Annotated in this window: 19 protein-coding genes; 12 read left to right on the forward strand and 7 right to left on the reverse strand. The window is 62.2% G+C overall.

Annotated elements, in window-relative coordinates:
* Nucleotides 1–39 precede the first annotated feature (39 nt).
* From SINAR_RS0125065 to lpdA, 4 genes are read left to right on the forward strand one after another with little or no spacing between them, the layout of a single operon-like run.
* Nucleotides 40–1,272: a 3-methyl-2-oxobutanoate dehydrogenase (2-methylpropanoyl-transferring) subunit alpha gene (locus tag SINAR_RS0125065; protein ID WP_028001633.1), complete on the forward strand. Its 1,233-nt coding sequence runs from the start codon at nt 40–42 to the stop codon at nt 1,270–1,272.
* A gap of 1 nt (nt 1,273) precedes the next feature.
* Nucleotides 1,274–2,287: an alpha-ketoacid dehydrogenase subunit beta gene (locus SINAR_RS0125070; RefSeq protein ID WP_028001634.1), complete on the forward strand. Its 1,014-nt coding sequence runs from the start codon at nt 1,274–1,276 to the stop codon at nt 2,285–2,287.
* A gap of 4 nt (nt 2,288–2,291) precedes the next feature.
* Nucleotides 2,292–3,572, forward strand: coding sequence for a dihydrolipoamide acetyltransferase family protein (locus SINAR_RS0125075; protein WP_028001635.1), 1,281 nt, complete (start codon nt 2,292–2,294; stop codon nt 3,570–3,572).
* A gap of 6 nt (nt 3,573–3,578) precedes the next feature.
* Complete coding sequence (gene lpdA, locus SINAR_RS0125080; RefSeq protein ID WP_028001636.1) at nt 3,579–4,973, forward strand: dihydrolipoyl dehydrogenase; 1,395 nt, start codon at nt 3,579–3,581, stop codon at nt 4,971–4,973.
* An 83-nt stretch (nt 4,974–5,056) separates the two neighbouring features.
* On the opposite strand, the gene purU is transcribed toward lpdA, so the two are convergent.
* The 4 genes from purU to hmgA all read right to left on the reverse strand — a co-directional run bounded on the left by purU (nt 5,057) and on the right by hmgA (nt 9,222).
* On the reverse strand, nt 5,057–5,941 hold the full coding sequence (gene purU, locus SINAR_RS0125085) for a formyltetrahydrofolate deformylase (protein ID WP_028001637.1): 885 nt from the start codon (nt 5,939–5,941) through the stop codon (nt 5,057–5,059).
* Nucleotides 5,942–6,101: 160 nt separating this feature from the next.
* Entirely contained in the window at nt 6,102–6,743 is a 642-nt protein-coding gene (gene maiA, locus SINAR_RS0125090; protein WP_028001638.1) for a maleylacetoacetate isomerase, read from the reverse strand.
* Nucleotides 6,744–6,756: 13 nt separating this feature from the next.
* Complete coding sequence (locus SINAR_RS0125095) at nt 6,757–7,773, reverse strand: fumarylacetoacetate hydrolase family protein (protein WP_028001639.1); 1,017 nt, start codon at nt 7,771–7,773, stop codon at nt 6,757–6,759.
* An 87-nt stretch (nt 7,774–7,860) separates the two neighbouring features.
* A complete protein-coding gene (hmgA, locus tag SINAR_RS0125100; RefSeq protein WP_028001640.1) occupies nt 7,861–9,222 on the reverse strand; it encodes a homogentisate 1,2-dioxygenase in 1,362 nt (453 codons plus the stop codon).
* 80 nt (nt 9,223–9,302) lie between these two features.
* Here hmgA and SINAR_RS01000000133855 point away from each other — a divergent pair, with 80 nt between their 5' ends.
* The gene (locus SINAR_RS01000000133855) at nt 9,303–9,809 is read left to right on the forward strand and encodes a MarR family winged helix-turn-helix transcriptional regulator (protein ID WP_050577544.1); all 507 of its coding nucleotides are present in this window, start codon (nt 9,303–9,305) and stop codon (nt 9,807–9,809) included.
* Here SINAR_RS01000000133855 and SINAR_RS0125110 read toward each other — a convergent pair.
* Entirely contained in the window at nt 9,763–10,242 is a 480-nt protein-coding gene (locus SINAR_RS0125110; RefSeq protein WP_028001641.1) for an Lrp/AsnC family transcriptional regulator, read from the reverse strand. The genes SINAR_RS01000000133855 and SINAR_RS0125110 overlap by 47 nt on opposite strands.
* 130 nt (nt 10,243–10,372) lie before the next feature.
* Between SINAR_RS0125110 and hppD the strand changes: the two genes are divergently transcribed.
* A complete protein-coding gene (hppD, locus tag SINAR_RS0125115) occupies nt 10,373–11,485 on the forward strand; it encodes a 4-hydroxyphenylpyruvate dioxygenase (RefSeq protein WP_028001642.1) in 1,113 nt (370 codons plus the stop codon).
* A gap of 164 nt (nt 11,486–11,649) precedes the next feature.
* Here hppD and SINAR_RS0125120 read toward each other — a convergent pair whose 3' ends face one another.
* A complete protein-coding gene (locus SINAR_RS0125120) occupies nt 11,650–12,438 on the reverse strand; it encodes a helix-turn-helix transcriptional regulator (RefSeq protein ID WP_028001643.1) in 789 nt (262 codons plus the stop codon).
* A 978-nt stretch (nt 12,439–13,416) separates the two neighbouring features.
* Between SINAR_RS0125120 and SINAR_RS0125130 the strand changes: the two genes are divergently transcribed.
* From SINAR_RS0125130 to SINAR_RS0125155, 6 genes are all read left to right on the forward strand, one after another.
* Nucleotides 13,417–13,974, forward strand: a complete 558-nt coding sequence (locus SINAR_RS0125130; protein ID WP_028001645.1) for a hypothetical protein — start codon at nt 13,417–13,419, stop codon at nt 13,972–13,974.
* Nucleotides 13,975–14,094: 120 nt separating this feature from the next.
* Entirely contained in the window at nt 14,095–16,146 is a 2,052-nt protein-coding gene (locus tag SINAR_RS0125135) for a hypothetical protein (protein ID WP_234710635.1), read from the forward strand.
* A gap of 124 nt (nt 16,147–16,270) precedes the next feature.
* Entirely contained in the window at nt 16,271–18,358 is a 2,088-nt protein-coding gene (locus tag SINAR_RS0125140; RefSeq protein WP_050577545.1) for a type I secretion system permease/ATPase, read from the forward strand.
* Nucleotides 18,359–18,360: 2 nt separating this feature from the next.
* The gene (locus tag SINAR_RS0125145; RefSeq protein WP_028001648.1) at nt 18,361–19,713 is read left to right on the forward strand and encodes an HlyD family type I secretion periplasmic adaptor subunit; all 1,353 of its coding nucleotides are present in this window, start codon (nt 18,361–18,363) and stop codon (nt 19,711–19,713) included.
* Nucleotides 19,714–19,811: 98 nt separating this feature from the next.
* The gene (locus SINAR_RS0125150) at nt 19,812–20,306 is read left to right on the forward strand and encodes a hypothetical protein (RefSeq protein ID WP_028001649.1); all 495 of its coding nucleotides are present in this window, start codon (nt 19,812–19,814) and stop codon (nt 20,304–20,306) included.
* A 142-nt stretch (nt 20,307–20,448) separates the two neighbouring features.
* Nucleotides 20,449–21,648 (forward strand): tetratricopeptide repeat protein, encoded by a 1,200-nt coding sequence (locus tag SINAR_RS0125155; protein WP_028001650.1) that lies wholly within the window; start codon nt 20,449–20,451, stop codon nt 21,646–21,648.
* Nucleotides 21,649–21,720: 72 nt separating this feature from the next.
* On the opposite strand, the gene SINAR_RS0125160 is transcribed toward SINAR_RS0125155, so the two are convergent.
* Complete coding sequence (locus SINAR_RS0125160; protein ID WP_028001651.1) at nt 21,721–22,764, reverse strand: class I SAM-dependent methyltransferase; 1,044 nt, start codon at nt 22,762–22,764, stop codon at nt 21,721–21,723.
* Between the last annotated feature and the right edge of the window lie 34 nt (nt 22,765–22,798).

Consider the following 22,798-nt stretch of genomic DNA (forward strand, 5'->3'; position numbering starts at 1 on the left):
GCGCTCGACGCGCAATCCGGAAGGGAGGCCGGAACCCGCATGGATGAATTCAGCCGACTGAGCCTGCATGTCCCCGAACCGGCCGTCCGGCCGGGCGATCAGCCCGATTTCTCCAATGTGAAGATTCCCAAGGCAGGCTCGGTGCCGCGGCCCGGGGTCGACGTGGACCCCGAGGAGATCCGCGACCTCGCCTATTCGATCATCCGGGTGCTCAACCGCGAGGGCGAGGCGGTCGGCCCCTGGGCCGGCTTTCTTTCGGACGAGGAACTGCTGACAGGCCTCAGGCATATGATGCTGCTGCGCGCCTTCGACGCGCGCATGCTGATGGCGCAGCGCCAGGGCAAGACGTCCTTCTACATGCAGCATCTGGGCGAGGAGGCGGTGAGCTGCGCCTTCCGCAAGGCACTTCGCAAGGGCGACATGAATTTTCCGACCTATCGCCAGGCGGGACTGCTGATCGCCGACGACTACCCCATGGTCGAGATGATGAACCAGATCTTCTCGAACGAGCTCGATCCCTGCCACGGGCGGCAGCTGCCCGTCATGTACACTTCCAAGGAGCACGGCTTCTTCACCATATCCGGCAACCTCGCCACGCAATATGTCCAGGCGGTTGGTTGGGCTATGGCATCCGCCATCAAGAACGACACGCGGATAGCCGCCGGCTGGATCGGCGACGGCTCGACGGCCGAGTCGGACTTCCATTCGGCATTGGTCTTCGCCTCCACCTACAAGGCGCCCGTCATTCTGAACATCGTCAACAATCAGTGGGCGATCTCGACCTTCCAGGGTATCGCCCGAGGCGGCTCCGGCACCTTCGCAGCCCGAGGCCTGGGCTTCGGCATCCCGGCGCTCAGGGTCGACGGCAACGACTATCTCGCCGTCTTTGCGGTGGCGCGCTGGGCGGCCGAGCGCGCGCGCCTCAATCTCGGTCCGACGCTGATCGAATACGTGACCTACCGCGTCGGCGCCCATTCGACCTCGGACGATCCGAGCGCCTATCGCCCGAAAACGGAATCGGAAGCCTGGCCGCTCGGCGACCCGGTCCTGCGGCTCAAGAAGCACCTGATTCTGCGCGGTGTCTGGTCGGAGGAGCGGCATGCGCAGGCGGAGGCGGAAATCATGGACGAAGTGATACAGGCGCAGAAGGAAGCCGAGCGCCACGGAACGCTGCACGCCGGGGGCAGGCCGTCGGTGCGGGACATCTTCGAAGGCGTCTACGCCGAAATGCCGCCGCATATCCGCCGTCAGCGGCAGAAGGCGGGGTACTGACATGGCCAGAATGACGATGATCGAGGCGGTGCGCAGCGCCATGGACGTGTCGATGGCGCGCGACGAGAATGTCGTCGTCTTCGGCGAGGATGTCGGCTATTTCGGCGGCGTTTTCCGCTGCACCCAGGGACTTCAGGCGAAATACGGCAAGACGCGCTGCTTCGATACGCCGATCAGCGAATCCGGCATCGTCGGCACCGCCATCGGCATGGCCGCCTACGGGCTGAAGCCCTGCGTCGAGATTCAGTTCGCCGACTACATGTATCCGGCCTACGATCAGCTCACGCAGGAGGCAGCGCGCATCCGCTACCGCTCGAACGGCGACTTTACCTGCCCGATCGTCGTGCGCATGCCGACGGGCGGCGGCATCTTCGGCGGTCAGACCCACAGCCAGAGCCCGGAGGCGCTCTTCACCCATGTCTGCGGCCTGAAGGTCGTCGTTCCGTCGAACCCCTATGACGCAAAAGGGCTGCTGATCTCGGCGATCGAGGACCCGGACCCGGTAATGTTCCTCGAACCGAAGCGGCTTTATAACGGGCCCTTCGACGGCCACCACGAACGCCCGGTCACGGCCTGGTCCAAGCACGCGCTCGGCGACGTTCCGGACGGGCATTATACGATCCCGATCGGCAAGGCGGAGATACGCCGCAAGGGCTCGGGCGTGACGGTCATCGCCTATGGAACGATGGTGCATGTGGCACTCGCGGCGGCCGAGGAAACGGGGATCGACGCGGAAGTGATCGATCTGCGCAGCCTGTTGCCGCTCGACCTCGAGACGGTCGTGCAATCGGTCACGAAGACCGGGCGCTGCGTGGTCGTGCACGAAGCGACGCTGACCTCTGGCTTTGGCGCCGAGCTCGCCGCTCTCGTTCAGGAACACTGCTTCTATCACCTCGAAGTTCCTGTCGTGCGGGTAACGGGGTGGGACACGCCCTACCCGCACGCCCAGGAATGGGACTATTTCCCCGGTCCGGCGCGCGTCGGCCGTGCGCTTGCCGAAGCGATGGAGGGCTGACGCCATGGGTGAATTCACCATCAAGATGCCCGACGTCGGCGAGGGTGTCGCGGAGGCCGAACTCGTCGAATGGCATGTGAAGCCCGGCGATCCGGTGCGCGAAGATATGGTGCTCGCCGCCGTCATGACCGATAAGGCCACCGTCGAAATCCCATCGCCCGTTTCCGGCAAGGTCGTGTGGCTCGGAGCGGAAATCGGCGACACGGTCGCGGTGAAGGCGCCGCTAGTCAGGATAGAGACGGCCGGCGAGGCCGGCGAGGCGGCCCCGGACAGCGTTCCGGAGGCGCTTGCCGACAAGCTGCTGGATGAGCCGGTCGCCACCTCCTCCCGGCCCGAGGCCAAGGCGCCGCCGAAGCCTGAGAAGCCCGCGCCGAGACCCTCTCCGGCACCGCGCGAGGCGCCGGATCTTTCGGCAAAGCCCCTCGCCTCCCCGGCGGTGCGGCTGCGCGCGAGAGAGCGCGGCATCGATCTGCGGCAGGTGGCCGGCACCGGGCCTGCCGGGCGGATCACCCATGAGGATCTCGATCTCTTCATCAGCCGTGGCGCCGAGCCGTTGCCGGCTCAGACCGGCCTCGTCCGCAGGACCGCGGTCGAGGAGGTCAGGATGACCGGTCTCAGGCGGCGGATCGCCGAGAAGATGTCGCTCGCCGCCTCGCGCATCCCCCACATCACCTATGTGGAGGAGGTGGACATGACGGCGCTCGAGGATCTGCGGGCGACGATGAACCGCGACCGCAAGCCCGAGCAGGTCAAACTCACCGTCCTCCCCTTCCTGATGCGCGCGCTGGTGAAGACCGTCGCAGAGCAGCCCGGCGTCAACGCGACCTTCGACGATCATGCGGGCGTCATCCACCGCCACGCTGCCGCCCATATCGGCATTGCCACCCAGACGCCCGCAGGCCTCACCGTACCGGTAGTGCGCCACGCCGAGGCCCGTGGAATCTGGGAGTGCGCTGCGGAGCTTAACCGGCTGGCCGAGGCCGCCCGCACCGGAACCGCTACGCGCGACGAACTCACCGGCTCGACCATCACCATCTCTTCGCTCGGCGCGATCGGCGGGATCGCCTCTACGCCGGTCATCAATCATCCGGAGGTGGCGATCGTCGGCGTCAACAAGATTGCCGTCCGTCCGGTCTGGGACGGCGCACAGTTCGTGCCGCGCAAGATTATGAACCTCTCGTCCAGCTTCGATCACCGGGTCATCGACGGCTGGGATGCCGCGATCTTCGTCCAGCGCCTGAAGATGCTGCTCGAAACGCCGGCGCTGATTTTCGTTGAAGGATAGGCGTCCATGAAGGAAATCTCCTGCAAGCTCCTGGTTCTCGGCGCCGGACCCGGCGGCTATGTCTCGGCGATCCGCGCCGGCCAGCTCGGCGTCGACACCGTGATCGTCGAGAAAGCGAGGGCCGGCGGCACCTGCCTCAATGTCGGCTGCATTCCGTCCAAGGCACTGATCCATGCGGCGGACGAGTATCACAGGCTCCGCACGGCCGCCTCGGGCAAGAGCCCGCTCGGACTTTCGCTGAATACGCCGGCAATCGACCTCAAGCGAACCGTAGCCTGGAAGGACGGCATCGTCGGACGGCTGAACGGCGGCGTCACCGGACTCCTGAAGAAGGCGGGCGTCAAGGCGGTCATCGGCGAGGGGCGCTTCGTCGACGGCAAGACTGTTGACGTCGAAACGGAGACCGGAGTTCAGCGCATTCGAGCCGAAGCGATCGTCATCGCAACCGGTTCAGCGCCGGTCGAACTTCCGGACCTGCCCTTCGGCGAAAGCGTCATTTCCTCGACCCAGGCTCTGGCGCTGACGGAAGTGCCGCAGACGCTCGCGGTCGTCGGCGGCGGCTATATCGGTCTTGAACTCGGAACCGCCTTTGCCAAGCTGGGCTCCAAAGTCACCGTGCTCGAGGCACTGGACCGTATCCTGCCGCAATACGACGCCGATCTCTCAAAGCCGGTGATGACGCGCCTCGGCGAACTCGGCATAGAGGTCTTCACCCGCACCGCGGCCAAACGGCTCTCCGCCGATCGGCGGGGGCTCTTTGCCGAGGAAAACGGTCGTGCCTTCGAGGTCCCGGCGGAGAAGGTCCTCGTCACCGTCGGCCGCCGGCCCGTGACGGAGGGCTGGGGATTGGAGGAGATCGACCTCGATCGCTCGGGCCGCTTCATCCGCATCGACGACCAGTGCCGCACTTCCATGCGCGGCATCTATGCGATCGGCGACGTGACCGGCGAGCCGATGCTGGCGCACCGGGCGATGGCACAAGGCGAAATGGTCGCGGAAATCGTCGCTGGTCAAAAGCGGAGCTGGGACAAGCGTTGTATTCCGGCGGTCTGCTTCACCGATCCGGAAATCGTCGCTGCCGGCCTGTCTCCGGAAGACGCGCGTGGGGCCGGCATCGACGTCAGAATCGGCCAATTCCCCTTCCAGGCGAACGGCCGCGCCATGACGACGCTTTCCGAAGACGGCTTTGTGCGCGTCGTCGCCCGCGCCGACAATCACCTGGTCCTCGGCATTCAGGCTGTCGGCCACGGCGTCTCGGAACTGTCGGCGACCTTTGCGCTGGCGATCGAAATGGGCGCGCGGCTGGAGGATATCGCCGGCACCATCCATGCCCATCCCACGCTGTCGGAAGCCTTCCAGGAGGCGGCGTTCAAGACGCTGGGGCACGCCCTGCACATTTGAGGTGCGGTGGCTGCCCCCTCACCTGCTGCCGCGCGTCTCCCCGCTCGCGGGGAGAGACGCGCAAAGAAAACGTCCCGGGCGCTTCAGCCCATCCGTTCCGAGGCGTAGGAACCCGGGCTCGGCGGGAAGACGACGACGCGGTTGCCGTTGATGAAGCAGCGGTGGTGGATATGGGCGTGCACGGCCCGGGCCAGCACCTGGCTTTCGACGTCGCGGCCGATCGAGACATAATCCTCGGCCGACTGCGCATGCGTGATGCGGGCGATATCCTGCTCGATGATCGGACCCTCGTCGAGATCGGCGGTGACGTAATGCGCCGTCGCGCCGATCAGCTTCACGCCGCGCTGATAGGCCTGCTTGTAGGGGTTCGCCCCCTTGAACGACGGCAGGAAGGAGTGGTGAATGTTGATGATCTTCCCCGACATCTTCTTGCAGAGCGCATCCGAGAGCACCTGCATGTAGCGGGCAAGCACGATCAGCTCGGCGCCGGTCTGCTCGACGACGTCCAGGAGCTGCGCTTCGGCCCTGGGCTTGTTCTCCTTCGTCACCTTGATGCAGTGGAAGGGGATGTCGTGGTTGACCACGACCTTCTGATAGTCGAAGTGGTTGGAGACGACGCCGACGATGTCGATCGGCAGCGCCCCGATCTTCCAGCGGTAGAGAAGATCGTTCAGGCAATGGCCGAAGCGCGACACCATCAGCAGCACCTTCATGCGCTCCTCGGTATCGCGGATTTCCGCCGTCATCCCGAAGCGCTTGGCGACCGGCTCGAAACCTTCGCGCAAGTCGCTGACCTTCGCGCCCCCCTCGCTGACGAAGGCCAGCCGCATGAAGAACAGACCCGTTTCGAGGTCGTCGAACTGCGAGGAGTCGACGATGTTGCAGTCCTTTTCGGCGAGATAGCCGGAAACCGCCGCGATGATGCCGCGGGTGGATTTACAGGTGACGGTCAGCACATAGCTCTTCATCGATGGTCTCTCGTTTTTGAGTGTTTCCGCGCCCCCTTACACGGGCAGTCACGCGAAAACTAGCTTGGCGATCTGCGGTCCGCCGATCCATTCGCGACATCGGCTGGACGGAACAGGCCACATCCGATGTGCCGGACGACGAAACCACAGCCCGCCGGAATCACGGCTTTGCGTAGTCCGGATGCGCCCTTTGGAAGGCGTCGACCCCGGCGCATCGCAGATCTATGGCAACGATCCGGGGAAAAGCTGAAAGATCCACGTCCCAGCGTCTCGCGTTGTAGACCTGCGGCACGAGGCAAAGATCCGCCATCGTGGGACGATCACCATGGCAGAATGCACCGGTCGCAGGGTGGTCCAACATTCGTTCGAGGGCCGCGAGACCGTCGCCGATGAACTTTTGCATCCATGCAAGGCGCGCGGCCTCGCCGTCGTCGGCGCTCGCCATCACATGGGAAACGACGCCAAGATTGCAGACGGGGTGAATATCCATCGCAACTGCATAGGAAAGCGCGCGGACGCGTTGCCGGTCGAGAGGGTGGGCCGGGAGGAAGGCCGTCAGGTCTCGCGTCTCGGCAAGATATTCGATGATGGCGAGCGACTGGGTAAGCCGTTCGCCGTCGATATCGAGCACCGGCACCAGCCCCTGCGGATTTCGGACGAGGTGCTCGGGCGAGCGGTGAGCCTTTGCAAGCAGATCGACCGCAACGGAGCGATAGTCCTCGCCGACGAGGTTGAGCGCGATCCGCACCCGATAACTCGCAGACGACCGCCAATAGTCGTAAAGAATGGTTTCGTTCGCCACTTCTGCCTCGTCGTCAGCCGCGCTCGTATCTCCCGACCTTCTGCTCGATGGCGCCGAAGATCGAATGGCCGGTGCGATCCTTCATCTCGATGCGGACGACATCGCCGAATTTCAGGAATTGCGTCTTCGGTGCGCCGCCTTCGATCGTCTCGATCATGCGCAATTCGGCGATGCAGGAATAGCCGGCCCCGCCCTTGGAAACCGGCTTGCCCGGCCCGCCGTCGAGCTTGTTCGAAACGGTGCCCGAGCCGATAATCGTGCCGGCTGAAAGCGGCCTCGTTCGCGCGGCGTGCACGATCAGCTGCGGGAAGTCGAATGTCATGTCGACCCCGGCATCGGCCCGGCCGAAGGGCTCGCCGTTGAGGTCCACATGAAGCGGCAGATGCAGCTTCCCGCCATCCCAGGCATCGCCGAGTTCCTCCGGCGTCACCGCGACCGGCGAGAAGGCGGAAGACGGCTTCGATTGATAGAAGCCGAAGCCCTTGGCGAGTTCGCCTGGAATGAGGCCCCGCAGCGAGACGTCGTTGACGAGCATGACCAGGCGGATTGCGGCCCTCGCCTCGTCGAGCGTCGCGCCCATGGGCACGTCGTCGACAATGACTGCGACTTCGCCTTCCATATCGATGCCCCAGCCATCGTCGGCCATCAGAATCGGATCGCGCGGGCCGAGGAAGCTGTCGGAACCACCCTGATAGATCAGCGGATCGGTCCAGAAACTTGCCGGCATCTCGGCATTGCGCGCCTTTCGGACAAGCTCGACATGATTGACATAGGCCGAACCGTCCGCCCACTGGAAGGCACGCGGCAGTGGCGAGGCGGCGTCGTGTTCATGGAATCTCATGGTCGGCTGCGACCCGGTCTCGATCCCCTCGGCGACGCGCGCCAGGCGCGAACCTGTATGCGTCCAATCGTCGAGCGCCGCCTGCAGCGTGCGGGCGATGTGGCCCACCTCGGAGCAGCGGGTCAGATCTTTCGAGACCACGACGAGTTTGCCGTCACGGGTGGAGTCTTTCAGCGTCGCGAGTTTCATGGATTGATGTTTCCCGATGCATTGTTGATCCGCGCCGTCCAGCGCGTACTGGCCCCACGGCAGCATGTCATGATTTGCCGGCGGAAGTCACTTGATTCCGGGCGTGCCGTCGAATTTGCGTTCGAGTCCCGACCAGCAATCCATGTAGTCGTCCTGCAGCGTCTCGAGCTCTGCGGCAAACTTCGTCAGCTGCTGCGGGAAACGGGTCTCGAACATGAAGGCCATGGTGTCGTCGAGCTTCACCGGCTTCAGTTCGCCGTTCGATGCCTTGTCGAAGCCGGTGAAATCCGGTCCGTGTGCCAGCATCATATTGTGCAGGCTCATGCCGCCCGGCACGAAGCCCTCCTCTTTCGCGTCATAGCGCCCGTAGATCAGACCCATGAACTCGCTCATGATGTTGCGGTGATACCAGGGCGGGCGGAACGTGTGCTCGGCGACCAGCCAGCGCGGCGGGAATATGACGAAGTCGACATTGGCCGTGCCTTCTTCTCCGGAAGGCGCGGTCAGCACGGTGAAGATCGACGGATCGGGATGATCGAACAGGATCGCGCCGACAGGCGAGAAGGTCTTCAAATCGTATTTGTAGGGCGCGTAGTTGCCGTGCCAAGCGACGACATCGAGGGGCGAGTGGCCGATCTCGACCGTGTGAAAGGAGCCGCACCACTTCACATGCACCCTGCAGGGCGTCTCCTTGTCCTCATAGGAGGCGACCGGTGTCTTGAAATCGCGCGGATTGGCAAGACAGTTGGCGCCGATCGGCCCGCGATCCGGCAGCGTGAACTTCGCGCCGTAATTCTCGCAGATATAACCGCGCCAGACCTTCTCCTCGCCGAGGCGGACCACCTTGAACATCATGCCGCGCGGTACGAGGCAGATTTCCGACGGCTCCACATCCATCCTGCCGAGCTCGGTGAAAACCTGGATCGCGCCCGTTTCCGGAACGATCAGCAACTCGCCATCGGCGTTGAAGAAATAGTCGTCCACCATGTCGACAGTGAAGGCATAGGCGTGCGCGGCCATACCGGCTTGCGTCAGTGCGTCGCCCGCCGTCGTCATGGTGCGGATGCCCTGAAGGAAGTTCAGGCTTTCGGAGGGCGCCGGCAGAGGGCTCCAGCGCAACTGACCGAGCGCCAGCGAATGCTCGGGCGTATGCGGCGCCGTTTTCCAGTGCGGATAGTCGGTCTTCCGGAACCGTCCGGTGTGCCGGACGCTGGGGCGGATTCGGTAGAGCCACGAGCGCTCATTCGTACCGCGCGGTGCTGTGAAGGGCGAACCGGAAAGCTGTTCGGCATAGAGGCCATAGTTGCACTTCTGCGGACTGTTCTGCCCCTTAGGCAGCGCTCCAGGCAGGCTTTCCGTTTCGAAATCATTGCCGAATCCCGGCATGTATCCGGCTGCCCGCTGCTGGCCCGAGCCGGCATTCGGCTGTTTTTCCGCACTGTCCAACATGGCTTGAGCCTCCTCTTCCTTTCGCATATTAGTTGCAAGCGTAACTATTGATTTTGTAACTATCAATGAAGGAAGTCGGCATGGCCGAGGATCGGTTCGAACTGGAGGCCTTCCTGCCCTATCGGCTGAACCGGGCGGCGGAATTCGTCGCATTGCGTTTTGCCGCACAATACAAGGCACGGTTTGAACTGACCCGGCCGGAATGGCGAACTCTAGCGGCACTCGGCAGCTCACGCCGCAGCATGACGGCAACCGAAATTGGCGCGCACGCCACCATGCACAAGACGAAGGTGAGCCGGGCTGTCTACAGGCTGGAGCAGCGCCGCTGGCTGAAGCGCGAGGAGGACGGGCGGGACCGCCGCTTCGAGCATCTGGCACTGACGCCGGCGGGCCGGCGGGCCTATGGGGAGCTGACGGAGCTTGCGGCGCGGTATCAGGCCGAGCTGCTTTCGCTCTTCGGCGCCGAAAGCGTGCAGGCACTCGAAACAGGGCTGGACGCCGTTGAACGGGCGATGAGGGAATCGAGCGCGGGGATCGATTCTAGCCCTTCATCCGTGCCGGTATCGGCAGTCCCTCGAAGCTCTTGAGCGTCTCCAGCACGATCGACGTCTTGACGTGCTGCACGCTGTCATGCGGCAGGAGCACATCATTGACGAAGCGCGAGAGGCCGGCAAGGTCGGGCGTCACAACGCGCAGGTGGTAATCCATTTCACCGGTCAGCGCATAGGCCTCCAGCACCTCCGGCAAACCCGAGACGAGATTGGCGAAACGTTTGGCGTTGTCGCGGTTGTGGGTCGCCAGCGTCACCGAAATCACCACCATCAAATCGAGCCCCAACTTCTGACGGTCGATCTGCGCCTGATAGCCCGTGATGAAGCCTTCCGCCTCCAGCCGCGTACGCCGGCGCGAACATTGGGAGGGAGAAAGAGCGACGCGCTCGGACAATTCGTTGTTGGTCAGATGACCATCGCGCTGCAATTCGCTCAGGATCTTGAGGTCGAATCCGTCAAGCAGCTCCATTCATGCGTCCCCAAACGTTTCTCTGCACAATCCGTGCACCGATCTTCCCAGACCGCGCAAGAATACAAGCACCATGCATCGGAACTGCGCCATAATCCAGCAGAGTTTGGAGAATGAGAGGAGACTGACGATGGGCCCGTTTCCGCATGACGCACCGCCCCCGGCGATCTCGGTGGACAATCCGGCCGGGACGGACGGTTTCGAGTTCGTCGAATTCGCCCACCCGGAGCCGGAAAAGCTTGCCGAGCTTTTCGGCCGCATGGGTTATGCACCGGTCGCCAGGCACAGGACCAAGAACATCACGGTCTGGCGCCAGGGCGATATCAATTATGTCCTGAATGCGGAGCCCGACTCGCATGCCATGCGCTTCGTCGGCGAGCACGGGCCCTGCGCCCCGTCGATGGCCTGGCGCGTCGTCGACGCCAAACACGCCTTCAGGCACGCCGTATCCAAAGGCGCTGAGGCCTATACGGGCAAGGACAAGAGCCTCGATGTGCCGGCGATCGTCGGCATCGGCGGCTCGCTCCTCTATTTCGTGGATGCCTATGGTGAGAAGGGCTCTGCATACGACGCCGAATTCGAATGGCTGGGCGAGCGTGATCCGAAGCCGGCCGGCGTCGGCTTCTACTATCTCGACCACCTGACGCACAACGTCTATCGCGGCAACATGGACAAGTGGTGGGCTTTCTATCGCGAGCTGTTCAATTTCAAGCAGATTCATTTCTTCGACATAGACGGCCGCATCACCGGTCTGGTCAGCCGGGCGATTACCTCGCCCTGCGGCAAGATCCGCATTCCGCTGAATGAATCGAAGGACGACACCAGCCAGATCGAGGAATATCTCAAGAAGTACAAAGGCGAAGGCATCCAGCACATCGCCGTCGGTACCGAGGCGATCTATGACGCGACCGACAAACTCGCCGAGAACGGTCTGAAATTCATGCCGGGACCGCCTGACACCTATTATGAAATGTCCCACGAGCGGGTCCACGGTCACGACGAGCCGATCGACCGGATGAAGAAACACGGCATCCTCATCGATGGCGAGGGTGTGGTGAATGGCGGCATGACGAAGATCCTGCTGCAGATCTTCTCGAAAACCGTGATCGGCCCGATCTTTTTCGAATTCATCCAGCGCAAGGGCGATGAAGGCTTCGGCGAGGGAAACTTCCGCGCATTGTTCGAATCGATCGAAGCCGACCAGATCCGTCGGGGAGTGCTTGGACCCGAAGCGGCGGAATAGCGACTGCCGTTTCCTCCATCGCGGCCGATTCAAGGACAGCTGCAGGCGAAATGCATGGCAACCTGCCGGGAGCGTTTCGGTGCTTCACCGCAACGCTCCAACCCTTTGAGACCTTCGCGTCCGACAGGACGTGCGGTGCTGTACTGAACCGAGAGATGTTCTCGTCAGTTGCGCCAGCGCGTCGGCGACGGCGGGTGAGGAGAGCCGGCGCCTCCGTCGCTTCTGAAATAGCGGGACGCTGCTTCCGTCCGGTTACGCACGTTCATCTTCTTATAGATGTTGCGGACGTGTACCTTGACGGTGTTTTCGGAGAGCCCAAGGCGGTCGGCAATGATCTTGTTCTGCGTGCCCATACAGATGAGATCGAGGATCTGGATCTCGCGTGTCGTAAGAACGACGTGGCCGAAGCCTTTTCTGCGCTCCGGATCGACGGTGTCGGAAGCCGTCTCGTTGCGCGCAGAGAGGTCACGCTCGCCAGGATCCTTCGGCGCAAGGCGCCCGAGCAGGGCCGCGGGAAAGTGCTCGCCGCCCTTCAACAACAGGTCGATGGCGGTGAGACAGACATCGAGATGGAGATTCAGGGGCAAGACGCCATGGATCATCCCCTCCTCGACCAGACGCGCTACCGGCGCCTCGAGTCCATCCGCATTCTCGACCAGCAAGCCGACCGCCGCCTTCGGATGGAACTCATGGATCAGCTTGATGGTCGATGGAAAGGTCGCCATCGGCACTCGGTAGAGCATGACCAGCGTCACGTCCACGAGGTTGCCGTCCAGAAGGCTGTCGGCATCCGAAAGGCGCACCACATCCTGGTCCTGAAAGCGTGCGCCGATCGCCTGGGTCAGACACTCGGCGAAGAGGTCCGTCCTGGCAAGCATGACGATTTTGCTTTTTTTTGGTAATACGCTTTTGCTGTCTTCGAAACTGCCCAATCCCGAGCCCGCACGATACATTATCCCCTCCTCGGACATCCCCTTTGTTTTTACGGGTTTTTTACCCATGTGGAGAACGGCCCGCTGTTTGAAAATTTCTTCGAATAAAAACTGTTTCTGAGAAAAAAGAATTTATGTTAGCTAATGTATCGTAAACATGGGGGATGTAAAACCGCCCAAAAGGATTAGTTTGCGGCCACAATCCTGTCTAAATCGTTCGAAAACGAACCAATTTTGGGCGAATCGGTCGAGGTCCCGCACAGGCGTGATCATCAGTGGGGCCTTTCGCCAGACCCCCGGTTTTAAGGGGTGCCGCGCCTTTTAGCTCCGATCAGGCCGGAAAACGTCGCGGTGGTTCCGGCAAGCATGCCGTTTGACACGCGTGATACTCACATCGGGCTATCGGCGAGGCCATGCGAACCGATCGACCCGGCGATGAGCCCCGCTGGCCGCCGCACGTCCATCCGGGGCATTCAGACAGCCGAATTGTCCAACTTGCTGCGGCAACGGCCTGCGCCGCTCCGTTTCGGATTCTCGAATGTTACCGAGGTGTTAGGGCAGCATCCCGACGAGTTGGCCCTGACCCGGGATGACGGGCGAGGCGCCGCCGGCGGCTCGGAAGGCCGGCGCCTGTCTCGGCGCATCGGCACGGAGCGATTCCCCCAAAAAAGCCGGAGACCATTCCCATAACCACAATTGGTAGCTTTCACTCCACTGCGTTCCGGATCACACTCCGATGGTCGCACCGACGTTTGTGCGTCTTCGGTCATTGTTCCGCGTAGCAGACCGGAAGTATAGATATTTACGTTCATATCACCAAGCGTATGACTATGAATTACCATGCGTATAAATTTGGGCGCTTAGTATCGCGCCAAAATGATATTGCAAGCATAGACGGAATATTTGACTTCCGCTAAATCACTAAAAGAGCCAGCGCCTCAAGAATCCTAAAAAGATGAAAGGGTTTTGGTGCTGGCTCCCTCTCATGAGGAAGTGCTTATGCCCGATTCCTCACAGAAGAATCTTGGGCTCCACGACAACTTCAGTGCCGATGACGAGCTGAAGACGAGTGCGCTTGCCGACGGCGTAGCGGCGAATGCGTCCAGCAGGTCGGTTGCCGGTGGCAGCACCAGTCCTACCGAATCCACCGGGGGCGACTTTACCTTTTCCCTCGGCGATGGCTTTTCCTTTTCCCTCAACTTCGACCACGTTCTGGGCAATGGCGCCAGCTTCTATGAAGCCGGCTTCAGCCTCGCCCAGGCCAATAGCCTGGCCGATCAGGACCGCGCTTACGACATCAGCAAGAACGGCAATGCCGATTTCGGCGCAGCCGGCGAGCAACCTTCTGAGGCCGACGGCCTCACCTCGGACGGTTGGGATCTCAAGGGCGGTGACGGTGCCTCCCACCCCTCGACTGAGACGTCGCCGAACCCGGCTGGTCCGGACTTCCACCACGAAATCGTCCATGGCGCGAATCTTCTCAGCAACGTCGACGTCTGGACCGCCGGTGGCGATCCGCGCATGTCCCCGGCCGCCCCGGACGACGATGCCGACTGACATGCATGGAGGATGCATCGGCGCTGCCGGGCCGGTGCAATGACAGAAGCTCGCTTGGGCGCTGCACGTTGACGGGACGCGCGGCGCGGCTCCCTTTGCTGCGGAAAAGGGAAGGATCGGATGATGCACTCGGACAAGATCAATGAGATCGTTGCGCATTTCATAGGGCTGCTCCACACGGCTATTGATGACGCGCGCATGAGATTTCAATACCTGCAGGGATCTGAGGCCCCGAAGGCTGCCCAAAAGGAAGACTCCGGTTCCGCCGAAACGCCGGATTTCCGATCTGAGTTCGCGTTGAAAAGCTACGATCCCGGCATCTCCTACGAGCTGCCGGCCTACGACATCGCCCGGCTGGACTCCCCGGATCACCGGCCGCCGCCCCCGCATCTGCTCGACGATCCGGCCGCCGCAGCACAAGCCGGACTGGCCGAAGTCCAGTTCCGGGGTCACGGGATTTCCGGTCATGTCGCGGAGGCCCAGTCAGACCCGGCGACCGATGCGGGTCCCATGTCGGTCATCAGCCACACCCGTCAGGTCAACCTCGTCCTTGACGACGATGTCGTGAACCTGAACGGCACGCTTATGGAGCCGCGCAACCAGGAGCATGTCGACGAGACGCTCGAAGACTTTCTCTCGGAAGCACTCGACGCCTCCCCTTTTGCGCAGATCGACGCAGCCGACGTATCCGCCACTTTGGCCGCGGTGGCGCAGAGCCTTGAGGCAATCGCTGCGGTTACAGGCTCCAGCCGACCCGATCCGCACGATACCGCCGCGCCACCGCCGGGCGGAAAAACCGGGCTTGCGGAGGCCGCCGCTCCCGACGAACTGGACAAGAATGCGTTCGGCGATGCCGTTCTGGTCGCCCAACGCATCGAGGGAACTTATGTCAACGGCGCGCGCGCCGAGATTGCCCCGGACCTGCGCGACCATCTTCCCGAGCGTGGGCACGTCGGGACTGCCGGCGAGGCCGGTACCATCGGCAAGCCGCTTCAGGAGGATCTGCATATCGAAGCGGGGAGCAATCTCGTCGCAAATACTGCCAGCATCGTCGGCTCTGCCGCAGCCGCACCCGTGACCGCGGTGATGGGCGACTACCATCAATTCGATGCCATCTCGCAATCCTACGTCTATGCCGACAGGGATACGCTCGGCGGCGCGATCGCAGGAACCGTGTCCACAACCGTCGCGTTGAACATAGCCAGGTTCGAGGGAAGAGAAACCGAGGCGCGTATTCCCGCGGAAGCGGAGATTGGCGCAAAGGCTCCGGTCTTCCCGGCGAGCTGGCGTGTGGACGTCGTCGAAGGCGATCTATCCTATGTGCGTTGGGTCGAGCAGTACAATTTCCTCAGCGACAACGACAGCCTGACCGTCACCAGGAGCGGTGTCGAAACGACCTTCCTTACCGGCGGCAACACGAGCGTCAGCTTCGCTTCGTTTCTCGGGATCGCCGACCATTACGATCTGGTCGTCGTGGGCGGACGGGTGCTCGACCTCAACATTATCAGCCAGATCTCGATCCTCTACGACAATGATGAGATCGAAGGCATATCCGCCGGCAACGGCATCGCACTGGACACGAGCGGCAATCTCGTATGGAACATGGCTTCGATCGAGAGCGCTAGCTCCGCCGGCCGCTTCGAACCGATGCCGGACTACTTCCATGAGGCCACCGACCAGATGCGCAGCGGCGACGGCACATTGCCGGACGAACTGCTGCGCGACCATCATTTCGAGGGCTATGCCAGCCTGCATATCCTGTTCATCACCGGTAATCTGTACGACATCACTATCGTGCAGCAGATCAGCATTCTCGGCGATGCCGATGCCGTCTCCCATGCCGCAGGCAAGGTTCTGGAAGACGGGTCGGGGGCCGCGGTCACGGTGCACACCGGCAACAACGCCGTCGTCAATGTCGCCGAGATCATCGAGTTCGACCACTCCAGCGGGGTCACCTATGTCGGAGGCAATGTCTATTCCGACGCGGTGCTCATTCAATCCGGAATAGTCGGGGTTCCGGACCTCCAGCGGGAAGGCGGCGGGCTGACGACCGAACTCATCGCCTTTATCGGCGACGATGGTTCGCCGCAGGGCCAAGGCGTCGACAGCGGAGCCGGCACCGATCTGTCGGCGAACCCATGGGGCGACGTCATGCATACGATACTGGCTTGAAGCAGATCGCCATCCGACGGGACGGCGAGCCGCTTCACGCCGTCGGAAAACCGCACGGCTGCGAGCGGAAGTTCCGTTGGGCGGTCAGCCGAGAGACTTCACTCGCAAGCGCAGGGGAGCGAGCATGAACGACATGTCGAAGTGGTATGCCGGGCGGGGCAAGCCGGAGCGCCACGATGTCGCGCGGCTGGAGCTGCGCGAGGTGGCCGAAGCCGAGGCTGTCGCCCCCTCCGGAGAGCCGTCAGGGTCGGACGGAAAGGCAGCCGTGGCCAAGTCCTCGGAGCAGGACCGATCATCGGCACCGGCCGATGCGTGCCGCCACGAAGACGGCGTTCCCAAGATCGAAAGACGACAGCCCCGGGGACTGCCGCAAACCATCGACAATGATCCCGGTCCGATGAAGCAAGGCGACATTCGCCCGGTGGAAAGCAGTGCAAGGCATGAAGAACAAGGGAGCGAAAACGGCGGTGGCAGGAGCACGCTTCACAAGCGCATGGGGCCGGCAAACTTCGCGGCCAGTCTGAACAACGGCATGGCCGCCGTCCGGCGCAACATGTTGATCGTCATCGCTTTCACCCTGGCGATCAACGTCCTCGTCCTCGCCATCCCGATCTATCTGTTCCAGATCTCCGACCGGGTCCTGACCAGCCGCTCGCAGGATACGCTGATCATGCTGACGATCGCTGTGCTCGGCGCGGTGGCGCTCCAGGTCGTTCTCGATGCAATCCGCCGCTTCATCCTGATGCGGACGGCCGTCGAAATCGAGGTCCAGCTCGGCACGCCGATCCTCAGCGCGGCAGCTCGCGCGTCGCTGCACGGAAGTGGCCGGGATTACCAGATACTGGGCGACCTGCAGCAGCTTCGCGCTTTCATCACGTCCGGAACTCTGACCGCATTCCTCGACGCTCCGTTGACACCACTCTTCGTGATCGTCGTCTACCTCATACAGCCACAGCTCGGCATGATCGTCATCCTGTGCTGTACTGTTCTCTTCGTCATCGCCTATCTCAATCAGAAGGCGACGACAAAACCGTTCAGCGAAGCCAATGCCTCGCTTGGCCGGGCGAATCTCCATCTCGATTCGATGTCGCGCAACGCCCAGGTCATCAACGCCATGGCGATGATTCCGGAAGCGGTGCGGATGTGGGGTCAGGAGACGGCGGCCTCGCTCAAGGCGCAGGTCTACGCTCAGGACCGCAATATAATGTTCACCGGCGCCTCCAAGGCCGCGCGTATGTTCACTCAGGTGGCACTTCTCGGCTGGGGAGCCCATCTGGCGATGCAGGGGCAACTGACCGGCGGCATGGTGATTGCCGCTTCGATCATTGCCGGCCGTGCGCTCGCTCCCGTCGAAGGGGCGATCGAAGGCTGGAACCAGCTCAATCATTCGCGCGCCGCCTATCAGCGCATCAGGCAACTCCTGCTCGCCTCGCCCTTGAACTTCCCGCGGCTGCGCCTGCCGAAGCCGGAAGGCAGGCTCGACGTCGAGCGGATCCTCTTCGTCCCGCCGCCGCAGAAACGCGTCATCCTGAACGGCATCTCCTTTTCTCTGGAAAAGGGGGAATCGCTTGCGGTCATCGGCAATTCCGGTTCCGGCAAGACCACACTCGGCAAGATGCTGGTCGGCTCGGTTCTGCCCACATCCGGCAGCGTTCGTCTCGATCTCATGGATCTGCGGAACTGGGATCAGCGCCAGTTCGGCGAAAGCATCGGCTATCTTCCCCAGGACGTTCAGCTCTTTCCGGGAACGATCAAGGCCAATATCTGCCGCATGCGCGACGACATCGACGATAGCATGGTCTATGCGGCGGCGGTGCTCGCCGACGTGCATGATCTGATAGCGACCTTTCCGCAAGGCTACGAAACCGTGGTCGCCGCTGACGGCGCCCCGCTGTCGGGCGGTCAGAAGCAGCGCATAGCTCTGGCGCGCGCCTTCTTCGGCAACCCGAAATTCGTCGTGCTGGACGAGCCGAATTCGAACCTCGACAGCAATGGCGAGGCCGCACTTGCCCGCGCACTGCTGCACGCAAGAAAGGAAGGCATTACCACCGTCACCATCACGCAGCGCCCCGCCCTCCTCCAATGCGTCGACAGGATCATGGTGCTGCACGAAGGAACGGTCGCGATGTTCGGGGCGCGAAACGAAGTGCTCGCCGCGCTCGGCGCAAAGGCGGAAGGCGACCGCGCGCAATCCCGCATTCATGGAGAGTGACGATGCAGGGCGACAAGCAGAGCGCCGGCCCTCGAGATCCGGCGGAGTGGTATGCCGAGGTACCCCGCTCGATACGGCTCCACAGCCTGACGGGTCTGGCGCTGATCGCGATCTGCTTCGGCGGCTTCGGCTACTGGGCCTTCGCGGCACCGCTTGCCGCAGCAATCATCGCCCAGGGAAGTTTCGTCGCCAACGGCAACAATAAGATCGTCCAACATCTGGAAGGCGGCATCATCGAGGAACTGCTGGTCGCGGAGGGCGACAAGGTCAGGGCCGGCGACATTCTCGTGAAGCTCGACCAGACGGCCGCCCGGGCCAATGCACGCATGCTCAACCTCAAACGCCTGCGTCTCGAGGCAGTCGTCGGGCGCCTGAGAGCGGAGGCGGTCGGCAGCGACGCCTTCGACGTACCCCCTATCGTCGCCAGACAGGCCGGCGATCCCGACGTTCACGCCATCATCGAAAGCCAGAACGTCAATTTTCAAAGCAAGAAGATCAAGCTGCGCGACCAGCTGAACCTGATCGAGCAGAACATCCGTTCGCTCGAATTCCGCGCCAGGGGCTACGCCCTGCAGCAGGCATCCTTCAACAGGCAACTGGAGATTCTCAACGAGGAACGGGAAGCCAAGAGCAAGCTCGCCGACAACGGCTTGATCCGGCGGCCGGAACTCATGGCACTGGACCGTGCGATCGCCGACGCGATCGGCGAGATCGGTCGCCTCGAGTCCGAGGTCAAAGAGAGCTACACGCAGATCGACCGCTACCGACAGGAGGCTGTCATCGCGGTCAATGCCAACAAGCAGGCGGCGCTCGACGGTCTCGAAGCGGCCGAGGCCGATCTCGACAGCGTACGCGAGCAGGTTCGGGAGGCATCCGAAGTGCTTGGCCGCGCCACCATCCGCTCGCCCGTAGACGGCACCGTCGTGCGCAGCTACTTCCACACGGCCGGCGGCGTCATCGCAAGCGGCAAGCCGATCATGGAAATCCTGCCGGCCAACGTACCGCTGATCATCGAGGCGCAGCTGCTGCGCACGGCCATCGATCAGCTCAAGGTCGGCGAGGGCGCGACGATCCGGCTTTCGGCGCTCAATCGCCGCACGACGCCAGTGCTGAAGGGCAAGGTCTTCTACGTCTCCGCGGACTCTATCGAGGAGGAGATGGGCGGGGGGCAGCAGCGTGACGTCTACATCGTCCGTGTCGAAGTGCCAGCGAGCGAGATAGGACGCATCCATGGCTTCCACCCCGTGCCCGGCATGCCCGCCGAGGTACTGATCACCACCTCGGAGCGCACTTTCTTCGAATATCTGACGAAGCCCATCACCGACAGCATGTCGCGCGCCTTCAAGGAGACCTGAATGCACGACACTGGAGAGACCGGCTCCTGTCCGCCCGACTATGCAACTGCGCAAATATGGTCCTGGCGCTTCATTCTCAGGACCGCTTGGAGATCGCCATGGCGGCTGCACAGGATGTGCTTTTGCTCGTTGGTCGCCTGAACTACGTGTGGACCAACACCGAGAGCCTGCTGATCTACGTTATCGCCCATCTTCTGGGAGTGGAAAAGGACGCGGCCATCGTCGTTTTCCTGACCCTGAATACCACGCGCGCGCGTATCGACCTGACCGAACGCCTGGCGAAGCTGCCGCGGATCCCGGTGGCGACCCGCGACGAGGTGCTTGCCATTACCGAGCGCCTGAAGCAGCAGTCGAAGATGCGCAACAAGTACAATCACTGCATCTACTCCGTCGACGAGCAGGGGGAGATTTCAAGCACGCAGTTGATGCGGCTCGTCGAGGGCGAGAAGGACGTGCGCTACGGGAAGGTCGAGCAGCTCGACGCACGCGAGATGGAGCGTCTCGACAATGCGATCCGCGAGATCACCGACATCAGTAAGCGCCTGTGGACGTTCATCCGATCGAGACCGAATTTCGACGAGCGCTCGATATAGGGGAGAGGCCGAATACCGGCACTCGGTAGTTGTCCTGCGCAGCCAGACCGTGTATACTGCACCATAGCCAGTATTATATTCAATTGTTCTCTAACGTAACTATTTTGGCGAGTATCGAGTATACTGCCTCAAAGAGGCGACAATGACAGTCCACGTCATCGACTGCATCGACAAATTCGAAAAAAGTCACAGAAACTGGAACAAGATATATCGTTCAGATCCGGAGGCGCACGCCTTTCTCTCCTGGCCCTGGCTGCACGAATACCTTCCGCATGGAAAGAGATGGCTGATTCTCGCCTGGAAGTACCGCGCCATCGGAAAGCAGTACGACGCGTTCTTACCGCTCGAGCTGGCGACCTCTCAGGACGAGGATACCGGACTTTTCGTCGACGAGATCCTGATGATCGGCAATCACGGAACCGGGCGCACCGGTTTCCTCTGCGCGCCTGGCCTTGAGAACGAGGCGGCAGACGCATTCGCCGGCATCCTCAAGACCGAAAACTGGACAAGCATCCGGTTCGACCGCTGCGGTGCGGCCTCGGCGCGCCTGGACCGGTTGCTCGGCGCCCTTTCCAACGGGGAGTTCGCGCTTGTCGATACAGCCGACGAGGCGGAGAGAGTGGACGCCTGCGGGCGCCGCCTCCGCGGTATGCATCTCAGAACGCTCACAGGCAGGAACCTGCGCGACTGCCTCAATCGCCGCAGTCTCGACTTCGTGCTGTCGCGCGCAGTGGCGCTGCACGCTTTCGGCGATTTTGACGGAGCCGAGGCGGGATATCGGCAGCTGATCCGTACCGTTCCGGGACATGTCGAGGCGCGCTGTCGCCTTGCGCATCTCTTGAGCCACGTGGGCGAATATGCGGAGGCGGAACATCTTTTTCGCACTTTGCTGCCGGCCGTGCCGAACGCCGACGACGTTCTCCACTGGCTCGGCGACACGCAAATGGCGCAGGCATGCTACCGCAAGGCCGGCAAGACCTTTCAAGCGCTTCTTACGCGCTATCCGCATCGGGGCATCCTGCGCTACAAACTCGCAGTCGCGCGCCTGGCCGCAGGCCAAAGGGATGCCGCTATCGCCACCTTCCAGAGTTTCCATGACATCGCGTCCGACGACGCGGATCACATCCTCTGCAAGATAAGGGCAGGGGAGATCCTGACGCGTCTGAACGGTGCCGCCGGCATGAAGGAGCCGGAGCAGGAGACGCAAGCACATGAGATTGCTGTTCCAACAACGACGGTCGCGCAGCCGCTCCTGACGCCTCTGCTGCCCGCGGGCTCATCGGCCCATCTGCACGCGAGACCGTCGATCTTTGGCTGGAAGGCCTCGAAAATCAAGCACTGAAGCCGCGTCCGGCCTGTGGGCGGGGAGCCGGGGTGCCACAGCGGCGCGCGTCCCCGGCCGTGTAAAGCCCGCTTAAGAACGCTTCTGCACGATACCGTAGACGACGTTGCGGTTCGCACCGAATTGCACGCGCGCATCGATGGCTTCCCTGTCCGCGCTGGCATGGATGATTTGCCACATGTCGAATTCCGATCGGAGCAGCAGCGCCCAGTTCATGAAGGTCTCCATGTAGCCGTCGACGCGAATGTCGCTCGCAAAGTTGGCAAAGAGGAAGACGCCGTTCGGTTTCAGCATCTCCAGGCATCTCCGGGTGAGCTTCACCGCCACCTTTTCCGTAAGATAGTCGTAAAGCCCGGCGGCATATATGAAGTCGAACTCGCCGAGCTTCTGAGACCTGGTGAGGAGACTTTTGACGGACCCATCGACCGCCTCGACGCAGGTTCCCATGAAGTCGCGCGCGATCGAACCGACGCTCAGAGGGTCCTGATCGAGAGCGACCCAACGCTTCAGCCTTTGCTCCCGCAAAGCTGTCGACCGGTTGGCTTCGCGCAGGTGCCCGGCAGCGATCGTCAGAATCTCCGCCTCCCCTCCGCGTGTCGCCGCGATCTCGTCGACATGGCGTGTCAGCAGGTCGCGGCGCTCCCGCACTGCCACGGAAGACGAGGCGTCCTTGGTGTAGTCATAGAGCGCTCGCCCGAGCGGCGTGGCCCTTGCGACCTCCCCGGCAATGCTGGGATGCCCATAAATGAAGTCCAACAATTGCGCATCGCCGGAATACCCTCGGGGCTTTTCGAACGACCAGCGCGTAAAAGGGTCCTGCAGGAAGAATTCGGAAACCGGGTGATTCTGGACTATCGGTATCAGCTCCTGCCACACACTTGGATGATATTTGCTGCGTACCTCATGAAGAGAACCGGCGAGCCTGTGTATTATATCGGCCGGCTCTCGGTTTTGCGCAAATTGTTGCTGGGCAATGTTCAAAATCAGCGCAATCTCCGCCTTTCCTGTGGCCAGCTGTTCTTCGTAAAACTCGATTCTCTGGGAATTGAATTCGGTTGCGATTGCGGCGGGCGTAATCAGGCTCTCGCCGTCTAGTACGATCTGAAATTGGCTCACGCGTTACTCATCCGTTAACTGTTTGTTAACATTA

It is taken from the genome of Sinorhizobium arboris LMG 14919, from assembly GCF_000427465.1.
GTDB lineage: Bacteria > Pseudomonadota > Alphaproteobacteria > Rhizobiales > Rhizobiaceae > Sinorhizobium > Sinorhizobium arboris.

Coding starts and splice junctions, on each gene's coding strand:
- SINAR_RS0125065 (WP_028001633.1), top strand. CDS start 40: ATGGATGAATTCAGCCGACTGAGCCTGCATGTCCCCGAACCGGCCGTC.
- SINAR_RS0125070 (WP_028001634.1), top strand. CDS start 1,274: ATGGCCAGAATGACGATGATCGAGGCGGTGCGCAGCGCCATGGACGTG.
- SINAR_RS0125075 (WP_028001635.1), top strand. CDS start 2,292: ATGGGTGAATTCACCATCAAGATGCCCGACGTCGGCGAGGGTGTCGCG.
- lpdA (WP_028001636.1), top strand. CDS start 3,579: ATGAAGGAAATCTCCTGCAAGCTCCTGGTTCTCGGCGCCGGACCCGGC.
- purU (WP_028001637.1), bottom strand. CDS start 5,941: ATGAAGAGCTATGTGCTGACCGTCACCTGTAAATCCACCCGCGGCATC.
- SINAR_RS0125095 (WP_028001639.1), bottom strand. CDS start 7,773: ATGAAACTCGCGACGCTGAAAGACTCCACCCGTGACGGCAAACTCGTC.
- hmgA (WP_028001640.1), bottom strand. CDS start 9,222: ATGTTGGACAGTGCGGAAAAACAGCCGAATGCCGGCTCGGGCCAGCAG.
- SINAR_RS01000000133855 (WP_050577544.1), top strand. CDS start 9,303: ATGGCCGAGGATCGGTTCGAACTGGAGGCCTTCCTGCCCTATCGGCTG.
- SINAR_RS0125110 (WP_028001641.1), bottom strand. CDS start 10,242: ATGGAGCTGCTTGACGGATTCGACCTCAAGATCCTGAGCGAATTGCAG.
- hppD (WP_028001642.1), top strand. CDS start 10,373: ATGGGCCCGTTTCCGCATGACGCACCGCCCCCGGCGATCTCGGTGGAC.
- SINAR_RS0125120 (WP_028001643.1), bottom strand. CDS start 12,438: ATGTATCGTGCGGGCTCGGGATTGGGCAGTTTCGAAGACAGCAAAAGC.
- SINAR_RS0125130 (WP_028001645.1), top strand. CDS start 13,417: ATGCCCGATTCCTCACAGAAGAATCTTGGGCTCCACGACAACTTCAGT.
- SINAR_RS0125135 (WP_234710635.1), top strand. CDS start 14,095: ATGATGCACTCGGACAAGATCAATGAGATCGTTGCGCATTTCATAGGG.
- SINAR_RS0125140 (WP_050577545.1), top strand. CDS start 16,271: ATGAACGACATGTCGAAGTGGTATGCCGGGCGGGGCAAGCCGGAGCGC.
- SINAR_RS0125145 (WP_028001648.1), top strand. CDS start 18,361: ATGCAGGGCGACAAGCAGAGCGCCGGCCCTCGAGATCCGGCGGAGTGG.
- SINAR_RS0125150 (WP_028001649.1), top strand. CDS start 19,812: ATGGCGGCTGCACAGGATGTGCTTTTGCTCGTTGGTCGCCTGAACTAC.
- SINAR_RS0125155 (WP_028001650.1), top strand. CDS start 20,449: ATGACAGTCCACGTCATCGACTGCATCGACAAATTCGAAAAAAGTCAC.